This is a genomic window from Microcoleus sp. CAWBG27, assembly GCF_020883145.1.
Classification (GTDB): domain Bacteria; phylum Cyanobacteriota; class Cyanobacteriia; order Cyanobacteriales; family Microcoleaceae; genus Microcoleus.
In genome coordinates, this window is sequence record NZ_JAHREU010000051.1 from 44,505 (window position 1) to 60,346 (window position 15,842).

Here is a 15,842-nt window from a genome sequence, read left to right on the forward strand (position 1 = left end):
AAAAAGCTGTGACTCAGACTGCTGATTTAACCAAATCTAATTCTAGCAACTATCCCGCGACAGTTCAAGAATATCTCTGGAAGTGGAAAGGAACGCAAATCAAAGTTATTTACGAAACCAGAGGACAAGGAAACACCGTATTATTGCTGCCAGCTTTCAGTACAGTTTCAACACGAGCAGAAATGCGTCCTTTAGCGGAATTGTTGGCTCCTAACTTTCAAGTTGTGAGTGTAGATTGGCCTGGTTTTGGCGACTCGGCTCGCCCGCGAACCGACTACGAACCGCAATTATACCATCAATTTCTGAAGGATGTTGTTGAGTCTACTTTTAGCAGTCCTGTGGCTGTAGTTGCGGCCGGTCACGCTGCGGGTTATGCTATGCAATTAGCGCAGTCAAAGCCGAATGTTTGGTCAAAAATTGTGTTAGCTGCACCGACTTGGCGCGGGCCTTTACCGACGATGAGCAAACAGCAAAGCGGCTGGCACGGAATTGTGAGAGAATTAGTACGATCGCCCTTACTCGGTCAATTCCTTTACAAACTGAACACTGCGCCGTCATTCCTGGGTTTAATGTACCGCCGCCACGTCTACGCGGATGCAGCAAAAGTCACCCCCGATTTCATCCAAAACAAGTGGAAAGTTACTCAGAAAGCGGGTGCGAGATTTGGTTCGGCGGCTTTTGTAACTGGTGGTTTAGATCCGGCAAAAACCCGAGAAGAATTTGTCGCCAACTTCCAAGAATTAGCAGTACCGGTGATGGTTGTAATTGCTGAGAAAGCACCGCCAAAATCTAAGGCGGAAATGGAAGTATTAGCCCAATTACCGGGAGTGGAATCGCGAGTTATTCCGGGATCTTTGGGCTTACACGAAGAGTATGCGGCGGATTTGGCAAATGCGGTTAAGTCTTTTGTTTAAGACTCAGCGCTAAATAGATTTCATGATGAAGGAAAATTTAGTTCAATTGTTAGGAATTTAGGCTTGTTTAGGCTTCTCGCATACATTTTTAATTTTCAGGTGCGTCGCTGGCTCGATTGTCGATATCGAGTTAGAGATTTTTCGCAAGCGACACACCCTATGCCCTATGCCCTATGCCCTATGCCCTATGCCCTATGCCCTATGCCCTATGCCCTATGCCCTATGCCCTATGACTAATGACTTCTTCTATTCTTGATTGCCTTTCCCGCGAATATATCCGTTATCTGCAATCCGCCAAGCGCCCCCAGTATTGCCGGTTAAATCGCAATCATCCACCGTAGCAATACCATCTCGATAAACTGCGATCGCCTCACCTTGATTACCATTAATTCTACACCGACGCGCAATCAATTTTCCTCCCAATCCGACACCTATTCCCAGAGTACCGTTATTAGAGATAGTGCAATCTTCCACCGTTGCTTTGCCATTATCCGAGATAAAGATTCCGTTCCATATTCCATCATGAATTTGACAGCGACGGATTACCGAATCGGCATTAGAGCCGCAAATTCCCACTACAGAATAGTTGGCAGAAGTGATATCACTGTCTTCTACGATTAACTCGCCTTGGCGAATATCTACAGCGTAATATTTCCCTGTTGTTTTAATTGTTAATCCTCGCACTAAAGCGCTGTCTGTTGCCATTTGAATGCAGTTAGACTGGCTGCTTTCAAGAGTGACGCTACCCGCTTCTGTGTTGCCGAGAATTTCCACAGACTTGTCGATTATTATACTTTCTTTATACACACCCGGATGCACGTGAATTTTCGTACCAGAAACAGCATTTTTTAGGGCTTCGCTAATAGTGGTATAGTCACCTTCGCCTTGCTGAGAAACTACAATTTCTTGATTTTTCCCAATTCCTGAGTTTCGGGTTGACTCGGCGTTTTGATCGACTAATTCAGCTTTTGGTGATTCTTCCCCTGTGGCGGCAATTTCGGATGTTGGCTGCAACCGTTCTTGATATACTGCTTCTAAGTGATGTTCTAACTCAGATATTTGAGATTGCAGTTGATTTTGAGTCTGGCTGGCTGTCTCGATTTGACTTTGCATTTCCGAGAGTTGGGCGTAAATGTGCGATCGCTCTCTGTTTGCAGTTTCTAGCTGAGACTCTAATTGCGATCGAGTTTGACGCCCATTTTCTAACTGATTTTCTAAGTCGGATATTTGAGATTGCAGTTGATTTTGATTCTGGTTGGCTGTGTCAAGTTGACTTTGCAATTCCGAGACTTGAGAATTGAGTTGCTCTTCCAATTGCGATCGAGTTTGAAGCCCATTTTCTAACTGATTTTCTAAGTCGGATATTTGAGATTGCAGTTGATTTTGATTCTGGTTGGCTGTGTCAAGTTGACTTTGCAATTCCGACAGTTGAGAATTGAGTTGCTCTTCCAATTGCGATCGAGTTTGACTCCCATTTTCTAACTGATTTTCTAATTCAGATATTTGAGATTGCAGTTGGGTTTGATTGTGGTTGGCTGTCTCAAGTTGAGTTTGCAATTCCGAGACTTGAGAATTGAGTTGCTCTTCCAATTGCGATCGAGTTTGACGCCCATTTTCTAACTGATTTTCTAAGTCGGATATTTGAGATTGCAGTTGATTTTGATTCTGGTTGGCTGTGTGAAGTTGACTTTGCAATTCCAAGACTTGAGAATTGAGTTGCTCTTCCAATTGCGATCGAGTTTGACGCCCATTTTCTAACTGATTTTCTAAGTCGGATATTTGAGATTGCAGTTCATTTTGATTTTGATTGGCTCTCTCGATTTGACTTTGCAATTCCGAGACTTGAGAATTGAGTTGCTCTTCCAATTGCGATCGAGTTTGACGCCCATTTTCTAACTGATTTTCTAAGTCGGATATTTGAGAGTGCAGTTGCGTTTGATTTTGATTGGCTGTCTCGATTTGATTTTGCAATTCCGACAGTTGAGAATTGAGGTGCGAGCGTTCGGTGTTTGCAGTTTCTAAATCTGATTGCAGTTGCGATCGCTCTTGATGTAGACTTTCTAACTGGTGTTCTAATTCGGGTACTGGAGATTGCAGTTGAGCTTGATTCTGATTGGCTGTCTCGATTTGAGTTTGCAATTCCGACATTTGAGAGTAAATGTGCGATCGCTCTCTGTTAGCCGTTTCTAATTCAACCTGCAATTCTGACAACTGAGCCAGCAATTGCTCCCGCTCTCGAACAACCGTTTCTGATTGACTTTGCAGCTCAGATAACTGAGAGTTTAACTGCATTTTATCCTGATTCGCTGCTTCTAACTGCGTTTCCAGCTCTAATGCTTCAGGTTGCGGTTGATTTGGTTGTTGGCGGGCGGTTTCCAATTGAGAGTTGAGGATTTCTCGTTCTTGCTCTGAACTCTCTAGTTGAGCTTGCAATCCCGAAAATTGAGACTGAATTTGCTCCCGCTCTTGAATTGAGCGATCGAACTTAATTTGAATTTCTGACAACTGGTATTGTACCTGCAATCTGCCTTGGCTAGCAGTTTCCAACTGACTTTCAACTTCCGAAAGCAGAGCGTTAAATTGAGAACGTTCTGCATTAACCGCCTCTAACTCTGCTTGCATTTCCCGGATTTGAGCGTTAAGTTGCGATCGCTCGTGCTGAGCCAATTCTAACTGATATTGAAGTTCTGCCACTTCTGCTAACTGGGACTCAGCTTGTTGAGCATTTTCTAGCTGAAACTGCAAATCAGCAATCAGAGCATTAACTTGCGATCGCTCCTCAGCAATTCCTGCCAAAAATTCTTCCAATTCCGACACTTGATTGTTTAAAACATCTTGCTCGCGAGTCACAATTTCCAAGCGAGTTTGTAGCTCAGACATTTCAGAATTTAGCTGAGTTTCATTCTGCATTTTTTGCCGCAATTCCGAAGTTCTAGCATCCAACTGCGACGCCAACTTCGATATGGCTTCCTGCGAACCCTGCATCCGCACCAAATTGCGTGAATTTCGCTTATTCAAAATTAGCCAGCAGACTAATGCCCCGCCTGCAAATCCTATCAATAAAAGTAATGCTTCCATTTGTTTATTTAATTGATATAACTTGAGTTATTTTGCTGTTTCCAAAAGGGACGATCAAAAAACACTATCTTGTTCAAGGATATCACAAATTTAGTGCCTGTGTTTAACTGGCAAAAGAATTTATATTTATTTACATTTTTTGACATTGTTAAATGTTAATATTAATGCGCGATGCAGTTGTGTAGAGCGCATTAATTGGGATATTTGGGCAGCGAATTAATACAATTTTGGAAAATTAATGCAACAATATTGATAGGGTGTCTCGCCATCTATTCCAAAAACAACAGAACATCAAACTATAGCAGTCCTTGCAGGAGTCGTAAAGTTTTTTACCCCACCCCAACCCTCCCCTTATTAAGGGGAGGGAGTAAGAAATGCACAAATGATTTAGGATTGCTATAGCGACGCAAAGCGCGACAATAGTTGACTAAACAAACTCAACTAAGAGTGTTGTAGCAAGGATTTTTTCAATTGGTATAAGTAGAAGTTTGGCATAAATATTTGATTGACAGGTCAATCGTAGATTAAAAGTTTATCTAACAAAAATAAAATAGAGATAATTTTAAGTAGAGCGAGCGAATCAGTGCAATCTTGTTTAATGACTGAAAATTCAACCACTCTACTTATGATGTCTGGGCCAACTATTTTGGATAATTAACCAAAGCTTAGGGTAAAGGTTTAACAGAAAGCCTTGTTAAAGCTTCCTTCAGCGCCGGCGGCAATTGACGGATAATCTTGCCCTTGTCCCGATCGACACCAACCAAAGTTACCTGTGCTGTCACGTATAATTCTTGAGCGTCGGGCGATCGAATTTCGTAATCCCAAAGCAGCCGCACGCCCTCGCTAGCAGCCATCCGGGTTCTGACTGCCACAGATTGACCCATTTGTACAGAGCGGTGGTAGCGCAGTGAAAGCTCAACCACCGGCAATTCGACACCCTGCGCCACCCACTCTGCATACTCGATGCCGAGAGAGCGCAAACTTTCCACCCTAGCTTCCTCCATCCAAGTCAGATAAGTCCCGTGCCAAACCGCGCCGCTGTAGTCAGTATGGTGGGGGTAGACTCGCACCAAATATTCAAACCAGCCCTCCGAGTCCATCATTCCAGGTCGCTTTTGAATAGCACCACCTGCTGCAAGTTCTGGTTGAGTTCGATCGTTCTCTAGCACGTTACAAATTGTTCCAAAACGCTACATTTCTACAAATCATAAAGCAAACTTGAGGCCTATGCTTAACATTAAGCGACTAGAGTAATACCAATTTTTTATGAAGCTGCATAGAATCCGATCCCCCCTTAGCTTGCCCCCTACTCCCCCTTAATAAGGGGGGGACAAGATTCCGCTCAAAGTCCCCCTTCTTAAGGGGGATTTAGGGGGATCAAGATATGTGCAACTTCACATTAAATTGGTATAACAACGCCCTAGAGAGAGCGCCCCACAACAAAACTCAACTGTTTTCACGCCAAAAACTATGATAGAAAAAATTTTAGTAGCCGTCGCCGGTCGCGGCTTGTGCGAAGAGATGTTTAATATGTTGATGGACATCCCTTCCTTGCAACAAAGCTCTGTCACCGTTTTGCACGTCGTGCCGCAGCAAGTAACTTCCGATGGCATGGCCGAGAAGTTGGAAGAAGGAGGTAAAATTTTAGCACAAGCAGTGCAGTCTTTGAAAATAGATCCCAGCAAAGTCAATCCGCGGCTGAAACAGGGAGACCCGAAAACCACAGTTTGCCAAGTCGCAGAAGAAGAACAATCCGACTTAGTAATTATGGGTTCGCGGGGATTCGGACGGCTGCAATCTATTTTGGAAAACTCAGTCAGCCAGTATGTTTTCCAGCTAACATCGAGACCGATGTTGTTAGTAAAAGACGACATCTACGTCAAAAAAATCAAGCGCGTCATGGTAGCGCTCGACAACTCAGAATCTGCCAAACAGTCATTGCAGCTTGCGCTATCTTTGGTTAAAGAAGTGAGTGGCGGGCAGATAATTCTAGTACACGTCACCAAAGATTTGACTGGAAAATACGCCGAAGATGTGACAGCAAATGCTGAAAAAGACTCCGTATTGGCTCCGGGAGTAGCACTCGCGAAACAAATGGGAGTTAGCTACCGCTGCGTGAGTGCTACAGGTAAGCCCGGTGAAGCAATTTGTCAGATTGCAGAGGAAGTGAATGCAGATTTGTTGGTAATCGGTTCCCCGGATCGGCGGCCAAACGTTGCTAAAAATTTCCTGGATCTCGATCGACTCCTAGGAAATTCCCTATCAGACTACGTGCGAGTCTACGCCAACTGTCCCGTCTTGCTCGCTCGGACGATCGTCAGCTAAACTCTCAACACTAACTGTTAACAAAAAAAAGCGCCCCAGTAAAAAACTGTTGGCGCTTTTTTTGCAATTAGCTTTCGCCAGAAATAAATAGCAGCAGTCGCTATTGTTTTCCGCCTTCACGGCTAGCGGTTTGAATGTACAGAATGATTAGAAAAACACTGGGAACCAATACAAACAGAATGGTTGCCACAAACCCTAAATCGTTAACTTCCATGAAGACCCCCGCCTGTATCGGAAAATATGAAAATACACACAACTAGGATACCACTCAAAGGCAAAAGGGAAACTGGAATGGAGCAGAAGGTAGCACCAGACAGTTGAATAGGTAAAAAATCCACATTCAAAATCCAAGAATTTTTATTTCCTAATGCCCCATGCCCTGTTTGGCCGATGCCCCATGCCCCATGCCCCATGCCCCATCCCCCATCCCTCCGCTTCACTTCGCCCACCGGCAGTTAAGGCTTAGTCTTGACGCTCACCGGGCCGTTAACCATGGTTTGACAAGCCAAGCGATAGTTTTCTGGCTTTTTCTTGAGCTTGCGGTTCTCAAAGTCTGTGCGGGGCGACAGATTTTCACTACCCTCGACAATTTCCACAATGCAGGTACCGCATTGACCGATGCCCCCGCAATTCATCATCTTTCCCGAAAACGTGTATAAGTCGATGCGGTTTTCCAGAGCTTTGAATCTCAAATTGGCTCCGTCTGCTGCGATGACTTCCTGATTTTCCTTCACAAACTTGATATTGGCCATTGCCGATCCTTTAACGCAGTTGACATAGAACTCTATTACAAAATATTAAGTGGAGTGTCGGATATTTAACAAATGTCTAATTGTCTTTTGTAGCTATCCCGACAAGGAATCGCCCCAATCCAACTGAACCCAACCCATTTTAGATTTTAGATTTTGGAATTGGGGAATGAGTGATGAGTGGGAGTGACTGATGCAGATCGTGGCTGGGAGTTGAGGTACAGTGGGCTTTTGTTACCAGAAAGAATTGGTTGAAAGCCCGCCCGCCTTGTCGGGAGAAATTAAAATCACACTATTCATTCCCCAAATCCTCCGACTTCGAGGTCGTTGTCAACTGATTAACGCTGTCAACTGTCAACTATCAACTGTCAACTGATTAACGCTGTCAACTGTCAACTGTCAACTGTCAACTGGTATTAAGGAGCATCCGAGAGGTTATTAGTAGGAAGATTGGTCACAGCGCGCTGGAGAGACGAAAGCCCCAGGTTGTAGTTGACAATTGCCGACAATCGGTTTCTCTCAGCCCTCGTCAAATCTGTTTCCGCCTGAATTACATCAGTCTGAGTGCCTACGCCAGCTTGAAACCGGAGTCTCGCCAGACGCAAAGCTTCCCTCGACTGCAAAACTCCGGCTTCAGAAGTTTCGATATTCTCAAAACTCGACTCCAAACCAAAATAAGCTTGTTCAACTTCTCGGCGCACCTGGTTGCGGATTTGGTCAAATCGACTTTCGGCGATCGAGATATCGGCATCCCGCTGTTTTATCCTCGCCTTCACCGCGCCCCCGTCGAAGAAATTCCAAGTCAGATTGGCTTGCACCGCATACCCGCTCGCCCAGCCGCGAGTTGCAAACGGTCTGGTATCGTCTGTAGTTAGCCCTTGAAAGTTGTAGGAACCAGTGACATTAACCTGAGGTAGCCCGCCCGCCCGAATCGATCGCCTTTGTTGCTGGCTGATATTCCTCTGTACTAACTGCTGTTCCAACTCAGGGCGATTCTTAAAAGCCTGCACGATACTCTCTTCCAAAGACAGCCTCCAGGAGCCAGCTTGCTCCACGGGGTCAGCCGCCGTCAAGTTTGCCGACTGACTGATATTCAAAATCTCAGCCAGCCGCCGCTGGGCCACTCGCTGATCGCGACGGGCCACGGACAGTTGCTGCACTTCGTTGGCCACATTTGACTGAGCCTGCAACACAGCAAAGCGGGTTCCCACCCCTGCTCGTTCCAAAGCTTCCGCATCCCGCAAACTTTGCTGGGCATTTCTCACCGAAGCTTGGCGGATAGCAACTTGTCCGTCGGAGTTTTGCAGGTTGTAGTAAGCCTCAGAAGTGTCGAAGCGGAGTTCCTCGGCTTGACGTTCCAAATCGAGTTCCCGAAAGCGCAACTGTTCCCTAGCTGCGCGAATATTAGCGGTACGGCGACCGAAAATGTCCAGATCGTAGCTCAACTGCAAAGTGTTGTTGAGACCGATGCTGCCGAAATTTTGAAATTCGGGAGAATTTGTGGGGAGTTGGCGGCTGGCGGGTAAATTGTCATTTTGGCGAAGTCGAGTCTGCACGCCAATCTGTCCGCTGGCGCTGACTTGACGGCTGGCGTTCATTTGAAAAGTCAGATCGGGAAATAAAGCAGCTTGTTGTTCGCGTACAACCGATCGAGTTTGTTCGACTTGTTTCTGAGCGATTTGCAAAATTTGGCTGTTGCGGCGGGCCAGATCGATCGCCTGCTGCAAAGTAATTGACTGAGTTTGCTCGATTCTGACATCCTCGGGCTTTGTCGGAAACTGTAGCGGATTCGGGTTCGGTTCTAGGTTCGTCGGGGGCTTGGTGTCTAAAATACCCTTCGGGGGCAAAGGGGGGAAACTTTCATTCGGAGTGCCGCGGGGAACAGGTGCTGGCAAATTCGGCACCGGAACATTGTTGGGGTTGCTCGGAACAGGTTTCTGCCGGTTGTTTGCCGGTGCTGGTTTTGGAGACTGCGCTAAATACTCCTGCTGCTGGGTAGATGGGGCAGCCGGAGCAGCCTGTTGGGGCTTTGATGCTTGTTGGTTTGACTCAATGGGGGGAGTTGCTGCGATCGACTGTTCCCCAGCTTTTTGAGATTCGGATGTTGGTGGGTTTTGGGCGATCGACTGTTGTGGATCTTCTGATGTTGGTTCTGAGGCTGTGTTGGAGGTCGATCGAATATTCTGCGCTAATTCGATCGGATTGCTAAGGGGGGAACCATCCTGAGATTGAGCCGGAGACTGTGCTGAAGCACTTTGTCCGGCGTTGCTGAAAGTAATTGCAGCGCCCACTCCGACCACCACGATTTGACGAAAAACACGCATAATTTTTTAATTACTTTGCAATTCTAGAGACAATTTTAGAGCAAGATTGAGGTCTCAAGTTTCTAGTTTGGTTCCTGAACCCGACAGTTAGCAAGTCACAATTACCGTACTCCTGTTGCTGGTGAAGGCTTGATTCAAAATTTACAATTGAACTTCAGCAGTTGCCAGACCGATCGCCCCCGAGATTAGTTCCTCTACTCCACTTACCGGCAAAATCCGGGTTTTCAGGGACTTTTCGAGCTGTTCTACAGTCATGTCGTCAAGAAAACGAGGTGAGTCCTGTTTTAGCATGACCGAGGGCAGGAGGATGCCATCTCCCAAGTCTTTTCCCTGCAAAGCTTCGAGTAAATCTTGCCCGGTGAGCAAACCCGTAACAGTGATAGTTTGTCCCCAGTAGCGGCTGGAAAGTGCCACCATGTTGACGGACAAGCCGGGAATTTGGTTTAGTTGTTGTGCGATCGGGCGAAAAGCCTGTTCAACAGCATTTCCCACCACCCAAACCAACCGGCGGGGCTCAATCACCGGCAACGGTTGCAGCTTAGCAAAAGCCGTTTCAAACTGCCCAACAAACTGCCGGATCGAACCCACACCATTACCAATTTGGGGATAATCTTCATAATCCGCCGCCGACGGCAAATCCAAACCCGCGATTAAAAACCACTCATCAGCCAGCCAAATACAGCGCGATTTTGAATTTCCCTTTTTCCCAGAAGATTTGAAATCTTCTAACTCTTCTAACTCTTCTCCCCCCCTTAGCAAGGGGGGGCTGTGGGGGGTGAATTTTGAGCTTTTTTTATTCGCCTTTACATCTTCTAACTCTTCTCCCCCCCTTAGCAAGGGGGGGCTGGGGGGGGTGAATTTTGAATTCTTTTTCTTAGCCTTGCCGCCGCCTTTCCCCTGACTCAAAACAGCTTGAATTTTCTGCACTTGCGCGATAACTTCCCGCGCTTTTTCGGCAGTTACAGCAATCAATTCATCTTCCGCAGGACGAAAGCGAGTCAAACCCACCGGCACCACAGCCACCGAAGCCACAGCCGGGATATTTCCAGTATGAAACTTTGCCAAATCCAACAAAGTGCGTTCCAAATGTTCGCCATCATTAATCCCCGGACAAACCACAACTTGAGCGTGAATTTGCAAGCGGCGCTCTTGAAACCATTTGATTTGTTCTAAAATCTTCCCAGCCCGAAAATTTTTCAACAAGCGAATTCGCACATCTGGTTCCGTAGCGTGCACAGAAACATAAAGAGGAGAAAGCCGCATTTGTTCGATTCGGTTCCACTCTTTTTCAGTCAGATTAGTGAGAGTGAGATAGCTGCCATAAAGAAAGCTGAGGCGGTAATCATCATCCTTGAGATAGAGAGTTTCGCGCTTTCCCGGAGGCTGCTGGTCGATAAAGCAAAAAGGGCAGCGGTTGTTGCACTGAATTAGTCCGTCGAATAAGGCAGTTTCAAATTCCACACCCAAGTCTTCGTCATAGTCTTTTTCTATTTCCAACTTGTGAGTTTTGCCTTTAGCATCTAAAACTTCTAGTTCCAGAAATTCATCGGCGCACAGGAATTGATAGTCGATCAAGTCGCGAGGTTTTTCGCCGTTGATGGCGACGATGGAGTCTCCGGCATCAAATCCCATTTCGGCAGCGATACTGTCGGGGATAACTTTAGTAATTCGGGCTGGTCTGGTGGAGGAGTCGCTCATACGATCGCGCTAGCGTTTTCAAGTTTGATAAATTGCTGTTCAAAAAAAGATTTTTATTTTAAATTCAGCCTACAACGCTATCACAATTTATATTATTTGTCAAGCGCGCTGGGTCGGGAGAAACAGTTGACAGTTGACAGTTGACAGTTGACAGTTTGAGAGTGACATCTAAGCTGACTTGCAGCTTCAATCCCCGGAATGAGTAGCGAAAAAGCTGTTGTCGCCAGCATGACAACCGCCGCCAAAACCTAATATAATTGCGATCGGGCGATCGCTCATTTTCCGCAAAAATAGCACGGGCAATGCTCCAACAAAGGTTGTACCGCCCGAGATCAAACTCACACTCAGCCCAATCGTGGAAATTTCCATCGTTTAACCCCACAGTTATCAATACGCAACTTTTTGCGATCGCTCAATTCTTGAATTATGCCTCAAACTAAAATCTACGGACATACAGAATTCATCCAACAACACCGGCAAACGATATCAGACAGCATTCATGCTTGTACGATCGAAGCCTTATCTTACCCAGCAGACAAGCGATTTCAACGGTTTATCTCGCTAGCCCAAGAGGATTTTGTTTATCCGGGCGATCGAACTAACCAATATCTGGTGATAGAAATTAGTTTATTTGAAGGGCGAAGTGTTGAAGCCAAGAAAAACCTGATGCGCCTGATTTACCAAAAGCTGAATGCTGCATTAAATATCGCACCTAACGATATTGAAATTATCCTATATGAAGTGCCACCACACAATTGGGGCGTGAGGGGAGTTCCTGGAGATGAATTGAATTTAAACTACAAAATAAAGGTTTAAATACCTGCGGCGCGGGGAGATTCCATTTCAAATTATAGCCGCAAGGTTTTGATTCTTCTCACCAGTTTGTAGTGTGGACTTTAGTCCGCAAAATACAGTTTGTAGTGTGGACTTTAGTCCGAAAATACGGCACCAAAACGACGGACATAGCTTGAACCAACGCGCACGATCCATATCTGAGCAGTCGGGTACTTTGTTCGGAGTCGGCTACAGGCAACTATCTCGTTACTATCGATCTCCCATGCAGATGTCTCAATATCGATCGCCACAATTTTACCTTTGTTGCTCGGCTCAACTTGCGATCGCACTATGCGATCGTATATCTCATCGCCAAGTCGTGCAAACTCTTGCTTGCTATAACGGGGTTTCAGAATAGTCATCGCAGTTCTCTGTGGTTGTCAACTTAATTATACACTTTTAACTTTCAGACGATGTTTACATTTACCAAATCAACTGAATGAGCTTTAATATAATGCTTTATGTTGGGCAACAGCATAAAGTATTATATTTTTTCCATACACTGCGCTGCAATTTGCACGCGAAAAGTTATTCCAGATAGTCTAGGCTGCCATCCGAGTTGCATCGCTTGCCGTATCCATTGTGCTACATCAGAGGGTGTTACTGGTTTCACTTCTTGTTTTCTTACCACACATTGAGGATGGGGTCGATCGGTGATAACAACTAAAACGGAACCCAGTTTTGCGACACCATCTACTGCAACATGAAGATTTCCGCCATGAAAGCATTCTTGTGTATAAGTAGGTTGTCTGCGGATGAGCCAGATGAAAGGTTCCCCATCAACAATGATTTTTCTTGTTCCTTTTTTCGGTATTGACATAATTTGTTTCAAGTGAAATATTTCAGCATTTTTAATAATAGTTGAGAAATTGGATTTATAACTAAAAATATAGGTTTTGTTACAGAGTTTTTGCTACTAACCCGGCTTCTCTGACAGGCGCAAAATCTCAGTTTCAAGCAACCTTAATCATGATATTAAACTGTGATTTCTAACTCTTTTCGGTCATATGAAAAAGCGGTAATGTTTGTCCGGTCATTGCTTGCTGCTCAATGTCGTACTGCTTGGCATGGGCATATCATATCATGTCCGATCGATTACCAGCGATCGAGACGGTTTGTAGTGTGGACTTTAGTCCGCAAAAACTTGCCGGTTTGTAGTGTGGACTTTAGTCCGCAAAAACTTGCCGGTTTGTAGTGTGGACTTTAGTCCGCAAAAACCTGCCGGTTTGTAGTGTGGACTTTAGTCCGCAAAAACCTGCCGGTTTGTAGTGTGGACTTTAGTCCGCAAAAACCTGCCGGTTTGTAATGTGGACTTTAGTCCGCAAAAACCTGCCGGTTTGTAGTGTGGACTTTAGTCCGCAAAATACGGAGAACCGAGACGGTTTGTAGTGTGAACTTCAGTCCAAAAAAACCTGCGGACTAAAGTCCGCACTACGAACTTGAAAAAACCTGCGAACTAAAGTCCGCACTACGAACTTGATGATGTCCGCAAAATACGGAGAACCGAGACGGTTTGTAGTGTGAACTTCAGTCCAAAAAAACCTGCGGACTAAAGTCCGCACTACGAACTTGCGGACTAAAGTCCGCACTACGAACTTGATAATGGTTATTTTAGTTACCAACGATCGCATACCACAAACTCACCATCAGACACAAACTCGCTAAATGCTGAGGAATCAAAGATTTAATCGATCGCTTGGCAATTTTCTGAGTCACAAATATCGTCACAAACAATGACACAATTAAAGTGAAACCTTGCAAGAAACTAATCACCGCCGGATCTCCCACAAAACTCGGCAAATCATCTCTAATTTGTCCGAAAGTCGCAAAAGCTACGGGAATCACTCGCCCGCCTTCCTGCAAACCCAATCGCCAATAGTGAGCCAAACTACCGCCCCAAACTAGAGGTAGATATCCGTAGGCGAGACAGACAAATGAAAGCGGTTTAGTAATTTTAAATGGGAGAGTTTCTGCTTTTCCCAATTGGTAAATTGCTTGCATGACTGCATAGGCCACTAACGGAATCATTGGCGGGATAATTAACACCGCGATTGACAGTCCTAAATGTGGTAAAAATTGTTCTAAATTGATGCCCAGCCCCAACAAACTATTTATCTCCGGCAAGCGGTGGATATAAATTCCGCCTAATAATAGAAATAACAGGGCAACTTCATAACCGTGGGGAACGTGGGTAGTCCACAATTCAATGCCGGGAGGGCGCAGATTTAATTCTACCGATCGATGGGGACAAGCTTTTAAGCAAGTCATGCACAATACGCAATCTTTATTATCGGTTAATTGGGCGGGATGGGAATAAACCGGACATCCATTCGTAGTTAATCCTTCCCCAAAACCTTTGCCTCCTTTATAGCAATGGTAGGTGCTGCATTCCGCCGCGCAGGTTCCTTGTTGGGCGCGCAGTTCGATAATTGAAAGTTTAGCAAATAATCCATTCATGCCGCCGATCGGGCATAAATAACGACACCAAAACCGCCGCTCGAATATCAGCGAAAAAATTACCGCACCCGCCGTAATTAGCAATAACAAACAACTGGATAAATAGGCGGTATTTTCTAACTCCCACAACTCTTCCCACAGAAATATCAAAGTAAACATTCCGAAGAGAAACCATCCGCCCCATTTTTCGGCTAATTGGCGCGGCCATTTATTGAGAGTGCGCGGGAAAATTTTCAGCGATAGTTTTTGGACGATTTCTCCATAAATCATAAAAGGGCAAAAAGCGCACCACAATCGCCCGATGATGGGGAATAATAATAAAATTAACGGCCACCACCAAGCCCAAAAGATATTTAGGGCAAAATTATGCTGTCGATCTTGGGGAGCAACAAACAGGATAATTACCACCAATGCAAATACCCAAGTGGTAAACCAATAATTGACGCGATCTGGATACCAATCGCTCCGTAAAAATTGCCGGAATTTGGGATATATCTTGAATAAATTGAGCCGAAATTTTTGTTGCTTTGCCGCCTGCGCCCAAAAGACTTCTTCGGTTAATACCTGACTCCCCTGTGCTTGAACTAAAGCGCGATCGACCATTCCCTGCAATTCCTGCAAGTTTCCCGGAAAATCGTAGGCTTGCAAGCGGCGAATTGCTTCTGGCGTGACTTGGGGCTTGACTAATTTCTTTTGGCGACAAAAGATGTTGAGATAATAGTTGACTTGTGCTTCTAAATCTTCTTTACGCACCCGCAGTGACGGTACTTTAATCTTGTGTTGCGTCAGCTTATCTAGCTGGGGTTGGACGATTTCTGAGATTAAAATTATTCGAGCATTGCTAGAACGCGGTTGCGGCGGTATTTGTCCTTCTCTGACAACTGGTGTATAGGTTCCTTCGGTTAATAGTTGCTGAATTTGGGGGCTTAATTGAGCGGGTAATTCTTGAACGTCATTTAAAATTAACGTCCCTTCTCCCAACCATTCCAACAACCCCGGCTTACTGCCCAAACGCCCGAATAATTCTGCTCCATTGCTCTGAAGCAAGGCACTTTTGATCTGAATAATTGGCTCGTTGCGGCGACTTGAACCGAAATGAATTAAAGCAGCTAAATTATCCTTTTGTAAGCCAGGTTCGCCAGAGATTAAAACCGATCGCTCGTCACTCGATGCAGCCCGAATTTGTTGGCGCAATTTTACCGCATAACGGCTATTCCCAATTACTCCCCGTTTCGCCTGCGGTACTAGATAGCTGCGGAGGGCATTTTGACGCTCTCTTTCATAGGCGATTTCTGCTTCTAGCTGCTCTAATTTCGCGGCCAAGCGCTGAGCGTAGGCGGCTCTTCTGGCTTTTTGGTGAAAAGTGTATAATGAGATACTACTAATTGATTTCTACCGTATGGATCTTCATCTTGACAGACTGCTTAATCTACCCGATGTTACTGTTGAAAGTTGCATCCAAT

Annotated in this window: 15 protein-coding genes; 4 read left to right on the top strand and 11 right to left on the bottom strand. The window is 45.3% G+C overall.

All coding sequences use genetic code 11. The features are described 5' to 3' along the window. Nucleotides 1-8: 8 nt before the first annotated feature. Nucleotides 9-914, top strand: a complete 906-nt coding sequence (locus QZ938_RS23645) for an alpha/beta hydrolase (protein ID WP_293353592.1) — start codon at nucleotides 9-11, stop codon at nucleotides 912-914. A gap of 246 nt (nucleotides 915-1,160) precedes the next feature. Here QZ938_RS23645 and QZ938_RS23650 read toward each other — a convergent pair whose 3' ends face one another. Together QZ938_RS23650 and QZ938_RS23655 are read right to left on the bottom strand one after the other, a co-directional pair. Beyond that, nucleotides 1,161-3,992: a right-handed parallel beta-helix repeat-containing protein gene (locus QZ938_RS23650; protein WP_293353594.1), complete on the bottom strand. Its 2,832-nt coding sequence runs from the start codon at nucleotides 3,990-3,992 to the stop codon at nucleotides 1,161-1,163. A 665-nt stretch (nucleotides 3,993-4,657) separates the two neighbouring features. Next, nucleotides 4,658-5,161 (bottom strand): thioesterase family protein, encoded by a 504-nt coding sequence (locus tag QZ938_RS23655; RefSeq protein ID WP_293353596.1) that lies wholly within the window; start codon nucleotides 5,159-5,161, stop codon nucleotides 4,658-4,660. Between the two features lie 301 nt (nucleotides 5,162-5,462). Between QZ938_RS23655 and QZ938_RS23660 the strand changes: the two genes are divergently transcribed. Beyond that, nucleotides 5,463-6,317, top strand: coding sequence for a universal stress protein (locus tag QZ938_RS23660; RefSeq protein ID WP_293151561.1), 855 nt, complete (start codon nucleotides 5,463-5,465; stop codon nucleotides 6,315-6,317). A gap of 100 nt (nucleotides 6,318-6,417) precedes the next feature. Here the strand turns inward: QZ938_RS23660 and psbM are convergent, their stop codons facing one another. The 5 genes from psbM to QZ938_RS23685 all read right to left on the bottom strand — a co-directional run bounded on the left by psbM (nucleotide 6,418) and on the right by QZ938_RS23685 (nucleotide 11,457). Then, nucleotides 6,418-6,531 (bottom strand): photosystem II reaction center protein PsbM, encoded by a 114-nt coding sequence (psbM, locus tag QZ938_RS23665; protein WP_293151564.1) that lies wholly within the window; start codon nucleotides 6,529-6,531, stop codon nucleotides 6,418-6,420. A gap of 241 nt (nucleotides 6,532-6,772) precedes the next feature. Beyond that, nucleotides 6,773-7,069, bottom strand: coding sequence for a 2Fe-2S iron-sulfur cluster-binding protein (locus tag QZ938_RS23670; protein WP_293151570.1), 297 nt, complete (start codon nucleotides 7,067-7,069; stop codon nucleotides 6,773-6,775). 413 nt (nucleotides 7,070-7,482) lie between these two features. After that, on the bottom strand, nucleotides 7,483-9,390 hold the full coding sequence (locus tag QZ938_RS23675; protein ID WP_293353598.1) for a TolC family protein: 1,908 nt from the start codon (nucleotides 9,388-9,390) through the stop codon (nucleotides 7,483-7,485). Nucleotides 9,391-9,531: 141 nt separating this feature from the next. Further along, a complete protein-coding gene (locus QZ938_RS23680) occupies nucleotides 9,532-11,088 on the bottom strand; it encodes a DUF512 domain-containing protein (RefSeq protein WP_293353600.1) in 1,557 nt (518 codons plus the stop codon). Between the two features lie 186 nt (nucleotides 11,089-11,274). Next, nucleotides 11,275-11,457 carry a hypothetical protein gene (locus QZ938_RS23685; protein WP_293353602.1) on the bottom strand — a complete coding sequence of 61 codons (183 nt, stop codon included), beginning with the start codon at nucleotides 11,455-11,457 and terminating at the stop codon, nucleotides 11,275-11,277. Nucleotides 11,458-11,514: 57 nt separating this feature from the next. On the opposite strand from QZ938_RS23685, the gene QZ938_RS23690 reads away from it, so the two are divergent. Continuing rightward, complete coding sequence (locus tag QZ938_RS23690) at nucleotides 11,515-11,904, top strand: tautomerase family protein (protein WP_293151583.1); 390 nt, start codon at nucleotides 11,515-11,517, stop codon at nucleotides 11,902-11,904. A gap of 113 nt (nucleotides 11,905-12,017) precedes the next feature. On the opposite strand, the gene QZ938_RS23695 is transcribed toward QZ938_RS23690, so the two are convergent. Together QZ938_RS23695 and QZ938_RS23700 are read right to left on the bottom strand one after the other, a co-directional pair. Then, a complete protein-coding gene (locus QZ938_RS23695) occupies nucleotides 12,018-12,284 on the bottom strand; it encodes a hypothetical protein (RefSeq protein ID WP_293151586.1) in 267 nt (88 codons plus the stop codon). A 122-nt stretch (nucleotides 12,285-12,406) separates the two neighbouring features. Then, nucleotides 12,407-12,754, bottom strand: coding sequence for a hypothetical protein (locus QZ938_RS23700; RefSeq protein WP_293151588.1), 348 nt, complete (start codon nucleotides 12,752-12,754; stop codon nucleotides 12,407-12,409). 189 nt (nucleotides 12,755-12,943) lie between these two features. On the opposite strand from QZ938_RS23700, the gene QZ938_RS23705 reads away from it, so the two are divergent. After that, nucleotides 12,944-13,117, top strand: coding sequence for a hypothetical protein (locus QZ938_RS23705; RefSeq protein WP_293151591.1), 174 nt, complete (start codon nucleotides 12,944-12,946; stop codon nucleotides 13,115-13,117). Between the two features lie 202 nt (nucleotides 13,118-13,319). On the opposite strand, the gene QZ938_RS23710 is transcribed toward QZ938_RS23705, so the two are convergent. Continuing rightward, nucleotides 13,320-13,553, bottom strand: a complete 234-nt coding sequence (locus QZ938_RS23710) for a hypothetical protein (RefSeq protein ID WP_293353604.1) — start codon at nucleotides 13,551-13,553, stop codon at nucleotides 13,320-13,322. Further along, nucleotides 13,534-15,702 (bottom strand): sigma 54-interacting transcriptional regulator, encoded by a 2,169-nt coding sequence (locus QZ938_RS23715; RefSeq protein ID WP_363318883.1) that lies wholly within the window; start codon nucleotides 15,700-15,702, stop codon nucleotides 13,534-13,536. The genes QZ938_RS23710 and QZ938_RS23715 overlap by 20 nt, the downstream gene beginning before the upstream one ends. Nucleotides 15,703-15,842 lie beyond the last annotated feature (140 nt).